At 60.1% G+C, this 14,381-nt stretch carries 10 protein-coding genes and 1 pseudogene; 5 read left to right on the forward strand and 6 right to left on the reverse strand.

Annotation, left to right across the window (positions count from 1 at the left end; translation table 11 throughout):
• The first annotated feature begins 108 nt into the window (after positions 1 to 108).
• From AACY07_RS09715 to AACY07_RS09730, 4 genes are all read left to right on the forward strand, one after another.
• Positions 109 to 1,758 (forward strand): VRR-NUC domain-containing protein, encoded by a 1,650-nt coding sequence (locus AACY07_RS09715; protein WP_339474590.1) that lies wholly within the window; start codon positions 109 to 111, stop codon positions 1,756 to 1,758.
• A complete protein-coding gene (locus AACY07_RS09720) occupies positions 1,755 to 4,007 on the forward strand; it encodes an ATP-dependent DNA helicase (protein ID WP_339474591.1) in 2,253 nt (750 codons plus the stop codon). Before AACY07_RS09715 ends, AACY07_RS09720 begins: the two co-directional genes overlap by 4 nt.
• Positions 4,008 to 4,080: 73 nt before the next feature.
• Entirely contained in the window at positions 4,081 to 4,470 is a 390-nt protein-coding gene (locus AACY07_RS09725; RefSeq protein WP_133076790.1) for a RidA family protein, read from the forward strand.
• Positions 4,471 to 4,487: 17 nt separating this feature from the next.
• Positions 4,488 to 5,705: an amino acid deaminase gene (locus AACY07_RS09730; RefSeq protein ID WP_339474593.1), complete on the forward strand. Its 1,218-nt coding sequence runs from the start codon at positions 4,488 to 4,490 to the stop codon at positions 5,703 to 5,705.
• A gap of 689 nt (positions 5,706 to 6,394) precedes the next feature.
• On the opposite strand, the gene AACY07_RS09735 is transcribed toward AACY07_RS09730, so the two are convergent.
• Complete coding sequence (locus tag AACY07_RS09735) at positions 6,395 to 6,670, reverse strand: peptidylprolyl isomerase (RefSeq protein ID WP_003445327.1); 276 nt, start codon at positions 6,668 to 6,670, stop codon at positions 6,395 to 6,397.
• Between the two features lie 72 nt (positions 6,671 to 6,742).
• Positions 6,743 to 7,594, reverse strand: a pseudogene (locus AACY07_RS09740) (sensor histidine kinase); the annotation flags it as partial.
• Positions 7,595 to 7,874: 280 nt separating this feature from the next.
• Here AACY07_RS09740 and AACY07_RS09745 point away from each other — a divergent pair.
• Complete coding sequence (locus tag AACY07_RS09745) at positions 7,875 to 9,176, forward strand: OprD family porin (RefSeq protein ID WP_339474595.1); 1,302 nt, start codon at positions 7,875 to 7,877, stop codon at positions 9,174 to 9,176.
• A gap of 69 nt (positions 9,177 to 9,245) precedes the next feature.
• On the opposite strand, the gene AACY07_RS09750 is transcribed toward AACY07_RS09745, so the two are convergent.
• The 4 genes from AACY07_RS09750 to AACY07_RS09765 form a co-directional block, all read right to left on the reverse strand.
• Positions 9,246 to 10,184 carry a carbohydrate kinase family protein gene (locus tag AACY07_RS09750; protein ID WP_326426706.1) on the reverse strand — a complete coding sequence of 313 codons (939 nt, stop codon included), beginning with the start codon at positions 10,182 to 10,184 and terminating at the stop codon, positions 9,246 to 9,248.
• A gap of 5 nt (positions 10,185 to 10,189) precedes the next feature.
• Entirely contained in the window at positions 10,190 to 11,683 is a 1,494-nt protein-coding gene (xylB, locus tag AACY07_RS09755) for a xylulokinase (RefSeq protein WP_339474597.1), read from the reverse strand.
• A gap of 71 nt (positions 11,684 to 11,754) precedes the next feature.
• Positions 11,755 to 13,230 (reverse strand): mannitol dehydrogenase family protein, encoded by a 1,476-nt coding sequence (locus tag AACY07_RS09760; RefSeq protein ID WP_339474599.1) that lies wholly within the window; start codon positions 13,228 to 13,230, stop codon positions 11,755 to 11,757.
• Between the two features lie 28 nt (positions 13,231 to 13,258).
• Complete coding sequence (locus AACY07_RS09765) at positions 13,259 to 14,362, reverse strand: ABC transporter ATP-binding protein (protein WP_326397934.1); 1,104 nt, start codon at positions 14,360 to 14,362, stop codon at positions 13,259 to 13,261.
• Positions 14,363 to 14,381 lie beyond the last annotated feature (19 nt).

A 14,381-nucleotide genomic window follows, 5' to 3' on the forward strand; every position in this document is an offset into this window, starting at 1 on the left:
ACGAGCCCCGTCTTGCACACCACTCATCCAATAGGATTTGCCAGAGTACTGGGCAAACTGATATCTGTACGCATATCCAGTACCTAAAGCCAGTGGTCCGTTGCGCCCGTGATTTCCAATCCCCTCGAAGATCCGTTTTATTACCTGAAGAACTTCCAGCATGTGCTCGACTGGATCGCCGCCCGTTATGACGATCTGTTAAGTGTCGAGGAGCAGCGCTTTATCGCAGGTTTTGCCCTGCTGCCCGGCCCCTCCCAAGCGTTGTGGGTACGCATGGTGATGCGCAAGGGGGCTCACTTCAGGGCCAGCAAGCTCAACTATCCGGAAATCGGCGAAGTTTCACTGGCAGCAGTGCCCCTGGTGGCTGAGGGATGGCTGGACGATCAGGCCCCTCTGGCCCTGGTCGAGGTGTTTGACGTGTTGCAAAAGCCGGAAATCCTGGCGCGCTTCAGTGCACATATTGCCCGGCCCAAGGCCAGGAAATCAGAGTGGCTGGATGAGTTGTCTGCCGATTTCACCCAGCAACAGAGCCTGGCCCACTGGCATCCGGCCCTGGCCGACCCCCTTTACACCCTGAACCACAGGGCGCTGTGCGATCGTTTGCGGCTCATGTTTTTCGGCAATCTCAGCCAGGGCTGGCCAGATCTGGTATTGGCTGACCTGGGGCTGTTCACCTACGAAAAAGTCGATTTCAGCCATGAGTCACGGGCGCTGCGTTGCCGCGCCGATATTGAAGGCTATCTACACCTGTATGCCTGTCGCGAACGATTTGAAGTCAGTGGTGATGTGGACGAGGTGCTGCAACCGGTACTCGACTATCGAGTGGATAACCGCTGGCTGCAGCGACGGCGCGGGCGTTTGCTGTTTCAGATCGGTCAGCATCTGGAGCGCACGGAAGACTTGAACCGGGCGCTGCAGGTTTACCAGCAAAGCCAGCACCCCGAAGCGCGACAGCGCGGCATTCGCGTGCTTGAGCGTCAGGGGCACTACGAGCAGGCGCTGAGCCTGGCAGACGTCGCACTGCAGGCCCCCCTGACCGACGCGGAACACCAGCACCTGCTGCGCATTATCCCGCGCTTGCGGCGCAAACTCGGGTTGGCGGCGCTTGCGGTTGTCAGGCCCAAAGCCCCCGACCGGCTTGATCTGACCCTGCCACGGAACGACACCACGTGCGTTGAACTCAGTGTTGTTGCGCATCTGCAGACCCCTGAGGCTCCCGTGCATTACGTGGAAAACACCTTGATCAACGGGCTGTTCGGTTTGCTGTGCTGGCCGGCGATTTTTGCGCCCCTGCCGGGCGCGTTTTTTCACCCGTATCAGAGTGGCCCGGCGGATTTGCTGGAAGATGACTTCTACCAGCAAAGGGCTGACCTGTTTGAGGATTGCCTCGCGCAACTGGATGACGGGCGTTACCTGGCCACCATCCGTGCCGCCTATGCGACCAAGTTCGGGATACAGACGTCCTTTATCGCCTGGAATTACCTGAGCCAGGACCTGCTCGAAGACGCCTTGCGGTGCTTGCCCCCCGCGCATTTGAAGCTGTGGTTTCGGCGTCTGTTGCTGGATATCAAAGCCAACCGCACCGGCATGCCTGACTTGATCCAGTTTTTTGTGGCGCAAAATACCTACCGCATGATCGAGGTCAAAGGCCCCGGTGATCGCCTGCAGGATAACCAGCTGCGCTGGCTGGCCTTTTGCGAGGAGCACGGGATGCCGGTGACCGTGTGCTACGTGCAATGGCAGGAGCCCCAGGGGTGAGCTATCGCGTTGCAGTGCGTGCCCTGTGCGAGTTCACGGCCAAGGTCGGCGATCTGGACTTGCGCTTCACGCCCTCACCCACGGCGCAGCAGGGGATTGCCGGTCACCGAACGGTGGCCTCGCGGCGCAGTGCGTTGTATCAGCCGGAGTTGAGCCTTGAGGGGCAGTTCGGGGCGTTGACCGTACGTGGCCGGGCTGACGGCTATGACCCCGTGGCCAATGTGCTGGAAGAGGTGAAAACCCATCGCGGCGATTTTGCCGCCATAGCGGCCAATCACCGCCAGCTGCACTGGGCACAAGCCCGCGTCTACGGCTGGTTGTTGTGCCAAAGCCTGCAATTGCCGCAGGTCAATCTGGCACTGGTGTATTTCGACATTGTCAGCGAAAAGGAAACACGTCTTCAGGAGTGTTGGTCGGCAGCCGAGTTGCAGCAATTTTTCGAGCAGCAGTGCGGGTTGTTCCTGGCCTGGGCCGAGCAGGAAATGGCCCATCGAGAGGCCCGGGACAAGGGTGCCCGCAACCTGGCCTTTCCCCATGAGCAGTTTCGCACCGGGCAACGGGCACTGGCCGAGGCGGTGTACAAGACCGCCAGTACCGGGCGCTGCCTGATGGCCCAGGCGCCGACCGGGATTGGCAAAACCATAGGCACCCTGTTTCCGCTGCTCAAGGCCATGCCTGGCCAGCAACTAGACAAACTGTTGTTTCTGACCGCCAAGACCCCGGGGCGCAAGCTGGCCCTCGATGCGGCGCAAGTGCTCTATCCCAAGGGGCAGAATGTACCGTTGCGGGTACTGGAACTGGTCGCACGGGACAAGGCCTGCGAATACCCCGAGAACGCCTGCAATGGCGATTCCTGCCCTCTGGCCAGGGGGTTTTATGATCGCTTGCCCGCTGCGCGCCTGGAGGCGGTCGCCCAGTCCTCCCTCGACCAGCAGACCTTGCGCAGCGTCGCGCTGGCCCATGAGGTATGCCCTTACTACTTGAGCCAGGAAATGGCCCGCTGGGCTGATGTGGTCGTTGCGGACTACAACTATTACTTCGATTTCAGTGCATTGCTGTATGGCCTGGCCCAGGCCAATCAGTGGCGGGTCGCGACGCTGGTAGACGAAGCCCACAATCTGGTGGAACGCGCGCGGCAGATGTACAGCGCAAGTCTGGACCAGCAGACCTTGAACAGCGTTCGTCACTCGGCCCCGGCCGCCCTCGATAAACCCTTCAAGCGCCTGAACCGGGAATGGAATGCGCTGCACAAGGAACAGGCGGGGGCCTATCAGGTGTACCCCAAGCTTCCGGAAAAATGGCTGGCCGCCTTGTCGGCCTGTATCACCGCCATCGGCGACTACCTGAACGATCACCCGCAAGGGTTGAGCGGCAACCTCCAGGGCTTTTACTTTGAAGCCCTGCAGTTCAATCGGGTGGCCGAACTGTTCGACGGGCACTTTCTGTTCGATGTCAGCCTGCGTGCAGACGGCAAGCGGCGTGTGTCGCAGCTCAACCTGCGCAACATCGTGCCCGCAGGTTTTATCGGACCGCGCCTGGCGAGTGCACAGAGCAATGTGCTGTTTTCGGCGACCCTGAGCCCGCAGGCCTATTACGCCAACCTTCTGGGATTGGCGGCTGACACGGTGTGGATGGATGTCGAATCGCCGTTCCAGGCAGAGCAACTGAACGTGCATGTTGTCAGCCAGATATCGACCCGGTTTGTTCATCGCCAGGCTTCGCTGGAACCGATTGTGGAGCTGATCGCCCGTCAGTTCGAGCAGCGCCCGGGCAACTACCTGGCGTTTTTCAGCAGCTTCGACTATCTGCAGCAGGTCGCCCAATTGCTTGCAGAGCGCTATCCCCACGTTATCCAGTGGTCCCAGGGGCGGCGCATGGATGAAGCGGCGCGCCAGGGGTTCCTCGATCAGTTCACCCTGTCGGGTCAGGGGGTGGGTTTTGCCGTGCTGGGTGGAGCCTTTGGCGAGGGTATCGATTTGCCCGGCGCCCGGTTGATCGGTGCTTTTGTCGCGACCTTGGGGCTGGCACAGTTCAATCCCGTCAATGAACAGATCAAGCAGCGGATGGCGGCGCTGTTTGGCGCCGGTTATGACTACACCTACCTGTACCCCGGCGTGCAGAAAGTGGTGCAGGCTGCCGGGCGGGTAATCCGTACCCAGAGCGATCAGGGCACGCTGTTTCTGATTGATGACCGTTTTGCCGAGCCCAAGGTGCAGCAACTTTTGCCACGCTGGTGGCAATTGGGTTGATGGCCTGACGTTATGGCAAACTGCCGGGGTTGTGGCGCATGAAGCGCCTTACTTGACCCCGGAGTTCCCCCTTATGAGCATCAAACGTTTCGGTACCGGCGCTGTAGGCGCAGGCGGCCAGCCTTTGCCTTTCGCCCGCGCTGTAGAGGCTGATGGCTGGCTGCACGTGTCCGGCCAGGTTGCCATGGAAAACGGTGAAATCATTAACGGCGGGATTGTCGAGCAGACCCACAAAACCATGCAAAACCTGGTCGCCATCCTCGAAGAGGCCGGTTATGGCCTCGAAGATGTGGTCCGCGCGGGCGTATGGCTGCAGGACCCGCGGGACTTCTGGAGTTTCAACAAGGTGTTCGCGTCGTACTTCAAAAGCGAACATGCACCGGCACGTGCCTGTGTGCAGGCCATGATGATGGTCGATTGCAAGGTCGAGATCGATTGCATCGCCTATAAAGCCAAGCGCTGAAACTTGAGGAGTTGAGTGTGTCGAATACGTCGAACAATCAGCCGATTCTCAAAGGCGCAGCCCGCCCCGGCGATCACCTGGTTCATGACGTGAGCCTGCCCGCACTGGTGATTCACCGTGACGCGCTGGAGCACAACATTCGCTGGATGCAGGACTTTGTCACCCGCAGCGGCGCGGTGTTGGCACCCCACGGCAAAACCAGCATGGCCCCGGCGCTGTTTCGTCGCCAGCTGGACCAGGGCGCCTGGGGGTTGACCCTGGCCACTGCGGTACAAACCTGTACGGCTTATGCCGGGGGTGTACGTCGAGTACTGATGGCCAACCAGTTGGTGGGCCGGGCCAATATGGCGTTGATTGCCGACTTGCAGACCGACCCGGCATTCGAATTTCACTGCATGGTCGACCATCCGGACAACGTGGCAGCCCTGGGCGCTTACTTTGCCGAACGTGGGCAGCGCTTGAACGTGATGATTGAATACGGCGTGGCAGGCGGGCGTTGTGGTTGCCGCACCGAACAGCAAGTCATGGAACTGGCGGCGGCGATCAAGCTACAGCCATCGTTGGCCCTGACCGGCATCGAAGGCTATGAAGGGGTCATTCATGGAGAACAGGCCGTCAGCGGGATTCGCGAATTTGCGGCTTCACTGGTGCGTCTGGCCCTGCGACTGCAGGCCGACGGTGCATTTGCCCTGGAACAACCGATCATTACCGCCTCGGGCTCGGCCTGGTATGACCTGATTGCTGAAGGCTTCGAGGCCGAGGCGGCTGGCGGGCGTTTTCTCAGTGTGCTGCGCCCGGGCAGTTACGTGGTTCACGACCACGGCATCTACAAGGACGCTCAGTGCTGCGTACTGGATCGACGTCAGGACTTGCACGAAGGCTTGCGCCCGGCGCTGGAAGTCTGGGCTCACGTGCAATCGCTGCCCGAGCCGGGGTTTGCGGTGATTGCACTGGGCAAGCGCGACGTGGCGTTTGATGCGGGCTTGCCGCTGCCGTTAAAGCGATATCGCGAAGGTGTGATACCGGCGGTGGGCGATGATGTCAGCGGGTGCAAGGTCACGGCGGTGATGGACCAGCATGCCTTCATGACCGTTGCCGAGGGGTCGCAGTTGCGCGTTGGAGACATCATCAGCTTTGGCACCTCCCATCCTTGCCTGACTTTTGACAAGTGGCGCACGGGTTGTGTGGTCGATGAGCAGTTCAATGTGCTTGAGCGCTTTGCCATAGAGTTTTAACCCGTGGGAGCGGGCTTGCTCGCGATGGCATCGCACCGGCCTTGCCGCCAGACCGCGTCGCCAGCATCGCAGGCAAGCCAGCTCCCACAGGTTCTGTGGTGTCCATGACTACAAGATCACTGTGGGAGCGGGCTTGCTCGCGATGGCATCGCCCCGGTCTTGCTGTCAGACCGCGTCACCAGTATCGCAGGCAAGCCTGCTCCCACAGGATCTGTGGTGTCCATGACTACAAGATCAATGTGGGAGCGGGCTTGCTCGCGATGGCATCACACCGGCCTTGCCGCCAGACCGCGTCGCCAGCATCGCAGGCAAGCCAGCTCCCACAGGTTCTGTGGTGTCCATGACTACAGGATCACTGTGGGAGCGGGCTTGCTCGCGATGGCATCGCCCTGGTCTTGCTGTCAGACCGAGTCACCAGCATCGCAGGCAAGCCAGCTCCCACAGGATCTGTGGTGTCCATGATTACAAGGTCAATGTGGGAGCGGGCTTGCTCGCGATGGCATCGCCCGGGTCTTGGCGTCAGACCGCGTCACCAGCATCGCAGGCAAGTCAGCTCCCACAGGATCTGTGGTGTCCATGACTACAAGATCAAGGTGGGGGAGCGGGCTTGCTCGCGATGGCATCGCCCCGGTCTTGCCGTCAGACCACGTCGCCAGCATCGCAGGCAAGTCAGCTCCCACACGATAAATTCAGTCGCGGTAGAACACTTGCACAAGGTGGTAGCCGAACTTGCTTTTGATCGGGCCGTGTACCACCCGCAGTGGCTTCTTGAAGATGATCTGGTCGATAACGCCCACCATCTGCCCAGGCCGCACTTCCCCCAGATCGCCGCCACGTTTGCCCGACGGACAGGTCGAGAATTTTTTCGCCAGCACATCGAAGGCTTCGCCCTTGGCGATGCGTTGCTTGAGCGATTCGGCTTCTTCGGCGGTCTTCACCAGGATATGGCGGGCTTGAGCTTTCATGGGATCTTTACCTTGGAACTGTAGGGCATAGTGCGCGGGCGCGGATTATGCCTGAGTTTTCGCTTCGGGGCTGTGGTAGCGCGGCAGGTACAGGCACACCCGGGTGCCGCAACCGCTCTGGCTGCTGATGCTGACATGCCCGCCAGACTGCTGGGCAAACCCGTAAATCATCGACAACCCCAGCCCCGTGCCCTGGCCCACGGGCTTGGTGGTGAAAAAGGGGTCAAAGGCTTTGGCAAGGGTTTGCGGGGTCATGCCCGTACCGTCGTCACTCACCTCAAGCATCACGTAATCCCCTGAGCTGACCGCTTCCAGGGTGCTGAGATCACTGGCGTCAAGATAGTGGTTGGCTGTTTTGATCACCAGGGTGCCACCTTCAGGCATCGCATCCCGGGCGTTGATCATCAGATTGAGCAGGGCGCTTTCAAGCTGGCCGGTGTCGGTGTTGATCGGCCATATGTTCGGCCCCAGCTCCAGGATCAGATCGATGTGCGCGCCCGTGGCGTTACTGAACAGCGCCTGCAACGAACTCACCAGCTGATTGGGGTCCAGGGGCTTGCGGTCCAGTGACTGACGGCGCGAAAACGTCAGCAGGCGATTGGTCAGTGCGGCTGCCCGTTGTGCGGAAGACACGGCGGCATCGGCAAAACGCTCTACTTCGTCGATACGGCCAGCCGCGATATAGCGCTTCATTAAATCCAGGCTGGCAATAATCCCGGTCAGCATATTGTTGAAGTCGTGGGCGATACCGCCGGTCAACTGGCCCACGGCTTCCATTTTTTGCCCATGGCGCAGGGCCTCCTCGGCGCGAGCGCGTTCCTGTATCTCGCGCTGCAACTGCAGGTTGGCCTCGGCCAGCGCCCGGGTACGTTCGGCCACGCGTTCCTCAAGGGTCTCGTTAAGCTCCAGCAATGCCTGTTCGGTGGCACTGGCCTGCAAGCGTTGGTAGCGCCTTGAACTCTTGGTTGCCATGGTAAGTCCTGGAGTAAATCACTCAATAAGTCTATTGGATGCCGGATAGCGGCTCAATGCTATCGACGTTGCTGCAAGCCGCGTCCCTGACACTGCGACTAAGGTCCAATGAGGCTCAGGCTAAGCCTTTCGTACAATTGCGCCCCTTTTTTTCGATTGAATGTGCCCACGTGATAGTCCGTGTGCCTTCGATCGCTTTCATCCTGCCTTGATTGGCTGCTGGAGCTTGTAGATGGTTGTTCCTTTAACAGTGTTGGCGCAGTGCCGGGTATCACGCTTGGGTGCGCTGGCAGTGTGTGCCGGTTTTGCCGCACAGTCACAAGCCGGCGGTTTCATCGAAGACAGCAGCGCCAAACTGGAAGCGCGCACGGTGTATTTCAATCGTGACTTTCGCGATGGCAGCAGCTCAAATCCCCAGGGCGCTTCCAAGCGTGATGAAACGGCTCAAGGTTTTATCCTCAACCTGCAATCGGGTTATACCGAAGGCACCGTCGGTTTTGGCCTCGATGCGCTGGGCATGCTGGGTCTGAAACTGGACTCCAGCCCTGCCGACAGCAACAGCGGCCTGCTACCTTCGACCGGCAATGATCCGCGTCGTTCCAAGGATCAATACGCCAAGTTCGGGCTGACGGCCAAGATGCGCGTGTCACAGACCGTACTCAAGTATGGTGCGCTGCTGCCTGACCTGCCGCTGCTCAAGTACAACGATGGCCGACTGCTGCCCACCCAGTTCAACGGTGCCATGCTGGTCTCCCAGGAAATCAGGGACCTCAAGTTCACGGCCTCGCGCCTTGATCGCTATACCGCCCGTGATTCCACCGATTCCCAGGACCTGCGCCTGAACTGCAAGAACAAGCGTTATGCCTGCAATGTCACCGCCGATCACTTCACTCTGTTCGGGTTGGACTACAAGGTTAACGATCGCCTGACCGCGCAATATCACTACGCGGAGCTGCAAGACATCTACCGCCAGCAATTTGTCGGTGTGCTCGCCAGCCAGCCGGTGGGTCCGGGCGTGCTCTCAGCCGATGTGCGCTTGCTCAAGAGTGATGACGCGGGTTCTGCCAAGGCCTCGACCATCGACAACCGCGCCCTGGGCGTCATGCTCGGTTACTCGGTGGGCGGGCATAAGGTCAGCGCGGGCTGGCAGCGCATGAACGGTGACACGTCGATGCCGTATCTGGATGGCAGCAACCCGTACCTGGTCAACTACTTGCAGGTCAACGATTTTGCCAATGCCCAGGAGCGCTCCTGGCAGTTGCGTTATGACTATGACTTCAAGGCCATCGGCATTGACGGTTTGTCGTTCCTGACGCGCTATGTGAATGGCGACCACATCAAAGTGGTTGGCAGCACCGAAGAAGGCAAGGAGTGGGAGCGTGATAGCGAGCTGAAGTACATCGTGCAGAGCGGCACGTTCAAGGACGTCAGCCTGCGCTTGCGAAATGCGACCTACCGGACCAGCTACGCCCAGTTCGCCCGTGACGTGGATGAAACCCGCCTGATCGTCAGCTATAACCTGTCGATCTGGTGACGCGCGGGTGTTACGGATCTTTGTAAGAGCGGGCAGGCCCCGCTCCCACAGGTAGTGCGGATCTATGAATCAGACCAGCTGCGCGCGATAGGGTAAGTCCGGGCCGGTTTTGCTGCAGGTGAGGGCGGCGGCGCGGCTGGCGAAGTCGAGCAGGGTGTCGAGTTGGGTGGCACTCAACTGCTGCAGACCCTCGATGGAGTCCAGCCCATGCTCGGTCAACCAGGCGATCACTGCCGCCTGAAAGGTATCGCCCGCGCCTACGGTGTCCGCAACGTCTACGCGGGTGGCCGCCGCCGTGCGCAGGCCATGCTCGCGGCTCCAGACACTGGCGCCCTGGCTGCCACGGGTCAAAAACACCAGTTGGCAGCGATGGCTCAACCATGACCGGGCTATCTCTTGCGGGTCTTGCCCCGGGTACAGCAGCTCCAGGTCTTCATCACTGACTTTGATCACATCGGCATAGGGGATCAGTTCATTGATGCGCTGACGCCATACTTCAATATCCGGTTCAGGGTTGAGGCGCACATTCGGGTCGAGGCTGATCAGCCGCCGCCCGCTTTCGCGCTTGACCAGTGCCAGCAAGGTATCGGCAACCGGTTGCACCACCAATGAAAAAGACCCGACATGCAGCCCGCGTACTTCAGGGCCCAACTGGGGCAAATGACGGGTGTGCAACTGCCGGTCGGCGCAGCCTTCGCCGCGAAAGCTGTAGGCAGGGGAGCCGTTGGCATCCAGCGCGACCATGGCCAGGGTGGTAGGGGCGTCCATCCTGATCAGGAACTGGTCACTGACGCCTTCGTCCAGCAGGACTTGCTTCAGGCGCTGGCCCAGATAGTCCGTCGACAATCCGGCAAACAGTGCGGTGTCGATGCCCAGGCGACGCAGGCCCACGGCCACGTTGAACGGCGACCCCCCGGCAATGGCCTTGAACTCGACTTTGTTCGCTTGTGCGCAGCTTTGCGCTTGCGCGAAAAAATCAAACAGTGCTTCTCCGCATATCACATACATAACGTTTACTCGGTTAAGGCCGCGACCTGTTGTCGGTAGCGTAGATAGAAGTGTTCATAGGCTTGCACATTCGTTGCAACGGGGCGGGTTTCGCCCGCCTGGTCGAGGCGCACGCAACGCTGACACAGCTGTGCCAGCGTTTGACGACCAGCACCCACACACCAGGCGGCCTGAATTGCCGCGCCTAGGGCGCCAGCTTCGCTTTGTTCGGTGCAGACCACCGGGGTGTTCATGATGTCGGCGACGATCTGGCGCCACAACGGGCTTTTCGAACCGCCGCCCACCAGTCGTATGGTGCGGCTTTGCATCCCGTTCTTGCGCAGCAGGTCCAGGCCGTAGCGCAGGCCATAGGTGGTGCCTTCGATGGCGGCTCTGCACAGATTGGCCTGGGTCATGTTGGCCAGGGTAAGGCCCTGGAAACTGCCGCTGGCATCGGGCAGGGCGGGCACCCGTTCACCATTGAGAAAGGGCAGCAGGCTGACCCCTTCAGTGCCAATCGGTGCCTGGCTGGCCAGTTGATTGAAGGCCTCCAGGGGCAGCCCGAACAATGTCCGTACGGCGCCTGTGACATTGGTCAGGTTGAGGGTGCAGATCAAGGGGAGCCAGCCGCCGCTTGACGAGCAGAAGCTGGCCACCGACGAGTCGGGGCTGATCTGGGGCTGCGGATCAAAGGCATACACCGTGCCTGATGAACCCAGGCTCATGGTGATAATCCCCGGTTCAATATTGCCCGTGCCAATGGCGCCGAGCATGTTGTCGCCACCACCGCTGGACACCACGGCATCGGGGTTGAGCCCCAGCAGCCTGGCAATCTGTGGACGCAGGCAACCGACCGGCTGGTGAGACTCGATCAATTCAGGCAGCGCCTGTTCAAGACGGCGATCCGGGTCGATATGGCGCAGGATATCGAGGTCCCACTGGCGGCTGCGCACATTGAAATAACCGGTGCCCGAGGCATCGCCGTATTCGCTGCAACAGCGGCCGGTGAGCCAGTAATTGAGGTAGTCATGGGGCAACAGGATATGGGCAATCTGCGCAAATACCCGGGGATGATGGATTTTGGTCCATAGCAGTTTTGAAACGGTGTAGCCCGGTGCAATAACCAGCCCCAACTGCTGCATTGAACCGGCTTCGCCCCCCAGCCACTCCAGTAACTGGCGGTTTTCGGGAGCCGACTCGGTGTCGCACCAGAGCTTGGCCGGACGTAAAACATGCCCGTTCTTGTCCAGCAGCACCAGCCCGTGCTGCTGGCCGCTGACGCCAATGCCCTGAATCTGCTGGCCGCTGACACCGGCCTGGCTCAGTGCTTGTTGCGTGGCACACGTCAGTGCCTGCAACCACTGCTCGGTGTCTTGCTCTCGGCGTCCGTGCTCACCCTGGATCAACGTATGGGGCGCAGTGCCCAACCCCAGTACCTGGCCGCTGTGGCTGTCGAGGATCAGCGCTTTGGTGCCCTGTGTGCCGCAGTCGATGCCCAGGAATAAGGTGCGAGTGTTCATGCAGAACCTGTTTTGGGTCATGTCAAAAAACCACCCCCCGCCTCGGGGAAAGGGGGTGGGGTGAGGGCTGTTCAAAGGTGCAGCAGTTTCTCCAGCGTCCCGCTCACGCCCGCTTCACGCAAGTTGTTCAGACACCACTCAAAGGCAGCCACAAACTCGGCCGACTGGGCGATGGCAGTGCCAAAAATCTCTTCCACTCCCAACAGCCGCTGCACGATCAGCGCATCCTCCGCGACCAAAGCCTGGCAAAACACGCCTCGTGGGTCGGGAATGTCATAGGTTTGCCCGTTCTCGTCCACACCCTTGAGGTACAGCGCCCAGGCAGCCACCACCAGCGCCGCACGCTTAAGCTGCGCGCCATCGCTGATCAGGCGATTGATGGTTGGAATGGTGAATTTGGGGAACTTCGACGAACCGTCAGAACACACGCGCTCCAACTGGTCGGCAATGGCCTGGTTGGAAAAACGCTGGACCAGGGTGTCTTTGTAAACCGCAAGGTCGATGCCTGGCACCGGTGCCAGCTGCGGCGTGACGTCCAGGTCCATGTAGGCCCGCATGTAGGCTACGAACAAGGGGTCATTCATGGTCTCGTGGACAAAGCGATAGCCCTTGAGAAAGCCCAGGTAGGTCAGCGCCAGGTGACTGCCATTGAGCAGTTTGATTTTCATCTCTTCATAGGGCGTGACGTCATCCGTGAGTTGTACACCCACGGTTTCCCATGCCGGACGGCCATCGGTGAACTTGTCTTCCAGCACCCACTGGATAAATGGTTCGCACACCACTGGCCAGGCATCTTCGATCCCCAACTGGTCCTGCAGTTGCAGGCGATGGGCATCGCTGGTCATGGGGGTAATGCGGTCCACCATTGCATTGGGAAAGCTGACATGGGCGGCAATCCAGTCATGCAAATTCATATCGCTCAGCGCGGCGAAGGCCAGCAGCGCCTTGCGTGCCACCGCGCCGTTGTGGGGCAGGTTATCGCAGGACATGACAGTAAACGCCCGGGTGCCGTTGGCCCTGCGTTGGGCGAGGGCGGCACAGAGCACGCCAAATACCGTTGTCGGCGCCTCGGGGTGGGCCAGGTCGTGCTGGATGGGCGCCAGCGCAGCCATGAACTCGCCGCTGCTGTCGTCAATGCAATAACCGCCTTCAGTGATGGTCAGTGAAACGATACGAATCGCCGGGCTGGCGAGTTTGTCGATCAGCGCCTGAATGCCATCTTCAGCCAGCAGCATGTCACTGATGGAGCCAATGATCCGGCTCTGGTTATCGTCGCCATCCCCCAGTTCGAAGAGGGTATAGAGGTAGTCCTGACTGGCCAGATCGTCGCGCACCTTGCGGTCCTCGGCGCGCAGGCCAATGCCGCAGATGCTCCAGTCAAGATCACGGCCCTGGCTCATCAGGGCATCGGTGTAATACGCCTGATGGGCGCGATGAAAGCCGCCCACCCCGATATGTGCAATGCCATGTTGGGTATGGCTTGCAAGATAGGCGGGCTTGGCCACTTTGTCGGTGAGGTTATCGAGATTCAGGCGATTAAGTTTCATGGTGCTATCTCAAAAAAGGTCGTCAGCGTCAGGCCGCAGCGCGCAATGGGCGGGTGAGGGCCAGCCCGTCAGCATCGAACAGATGGCAATGCTCACTGTCCAGGTGCAGGTTCAATTGCTCGCCGTACTGGCTGGCCATATCGCCCCGGATACGCATGGTCAGTGGTTCGCCGCAGGCGGTTATTACGTGGCAGTAGGTGTCGCTCCCCAAGCGTTCGCCAACATCGGCCGTGACGCTGAGGGCGCATTCGCCGGGTTTGGCGAGGTTCAGGTGCTCGGGGCGGATGCCCAGAGTGACGGGGCTGCCCAGGCTCAGCGAGGCGCCGCTCAGGGGCAATTGAATACGGGTGCCGGCGTCCAGTTCGACTTCACAGCCCTGGCTATCGAGGCGAGTGATTCTGCCTTTCAAAAAGCCCATTTTCGGTGTGCCCAGGAACCCGGCGACAAACAGGTTGGCCGGCTGGTGATACAGATCCAGTGGCGAGCCGACCTGTTCGATTTTACCGGCATTGAGCACCACCACTTTGTCGGCCAGGGTCATGGCTTCGACCTGATCGTGGGTCACGTAAATCATCGTGGCTTGCAATTCCTGGTGCAAACGCGCCAGTTCCAGGCGCATCTGTACCCGCAGGGCGGCATCGAGGTTGGACAGTGGTTCGTCGAACAGGAATATTTTCGGGTTACGCACAATCGCTCGTCCTATGGCCACGCGCTGACGCTGGCCGCCGGACAAGTGTTTGGGTTTGCGCTCCAGCAACGGCGCAAGCTCAAGGATCCGTGCCGCTTCGCTGACTTTTTTCTCGACTTCAGCCTTGGGTACGCCCGCCAGATCGAGGGCGAAGGACATGTTTTTGCGCACACTCATGTGCGGATACAGGGCGTAGGTCTGGAACACCATCGCCAGATCGCGCTTGGCCGGGCTGACCTGGGTGATATCGCGACCGTCCAGCTCGATAGTGCCGTCTGTCACTTCCTCGAGCCCGGCAATCAGGCGCAGCAACGTTGATTTACCGCACCCCGATGGCCCGACGAATACCACGAATTCGCGGTCGTGCACTTCAAGGTCGATGCCCTTGATGATGGAGAAGCCTTCGAAACCCTTTTGCAGATTCTTGATTTTCAGGTTGGCCATGATGGGCCTCCAGTCATTG

The sequence above is a fragment of the Pseudomonas sp. RL_5y_Pfl2_69 genome (assembly GCF_963970465.1).
Lineage (GTDB): Bacteria > Pseudomonadota > Gammaproteobacteria > Pseudomonadales > Pseudomonadaceae > Aquipseudomonas.

Excerpts from the sequence above, each read along its gene's own strand:
- AACY07_RS09735 (WP_003445327.1), bottom strand. The coding sequence starts at position 6,670 with ATGAAAGCTCAAGCCCGCCATATCCTGGTGAAGACCGCCGAAGAAGCC.
- AACY07_RS09745 (WP_339474595.1), top strand. The coding sequence starts at position 7,875 with ATGGTTGTTCCTTTAACAGTGTTGGCGCAGTGCCGGGTATCACGCTTG.
- xylB (WP_339474597.1), bottom strand. The coding sequence starts at position 11,683 with ATGAACACTCGCACCTTATTCCTGGGCATCGACTGCGGCACACAGGGC.
- AACY07_RS09760 (WP_339474599.1), bottom strand. The coding sequence starts at position 13,230 with ATGAAACTTAATCGCCTGAATCTCGATAACCTCACCGACAAAGTGGCC.
- AACY07_RS09725 (WP_133076790.1), top strand. The coding sequence starts at position 4,081 with ATGAGCATCAAACGTTTCGGTACCGGCGCTGTAGGCGCAGGCGGCCAG.
- AACY07_RS09750 (WP_326426706.1), bottom strand. The coding sequence starts at position 10,184 with ATGTATGTGATATGCGGAGAAGCACTGTTTGATTTTTTCGCGCAAGCG.
- AACY07_RS09765 (WP_326397934.1), bottom strand. The coding sequence starts at position 14,362 with ATGGCCAACCTGAAAATCAAGAATCTGCAAAAGGGTTTCGAAGGCTTC.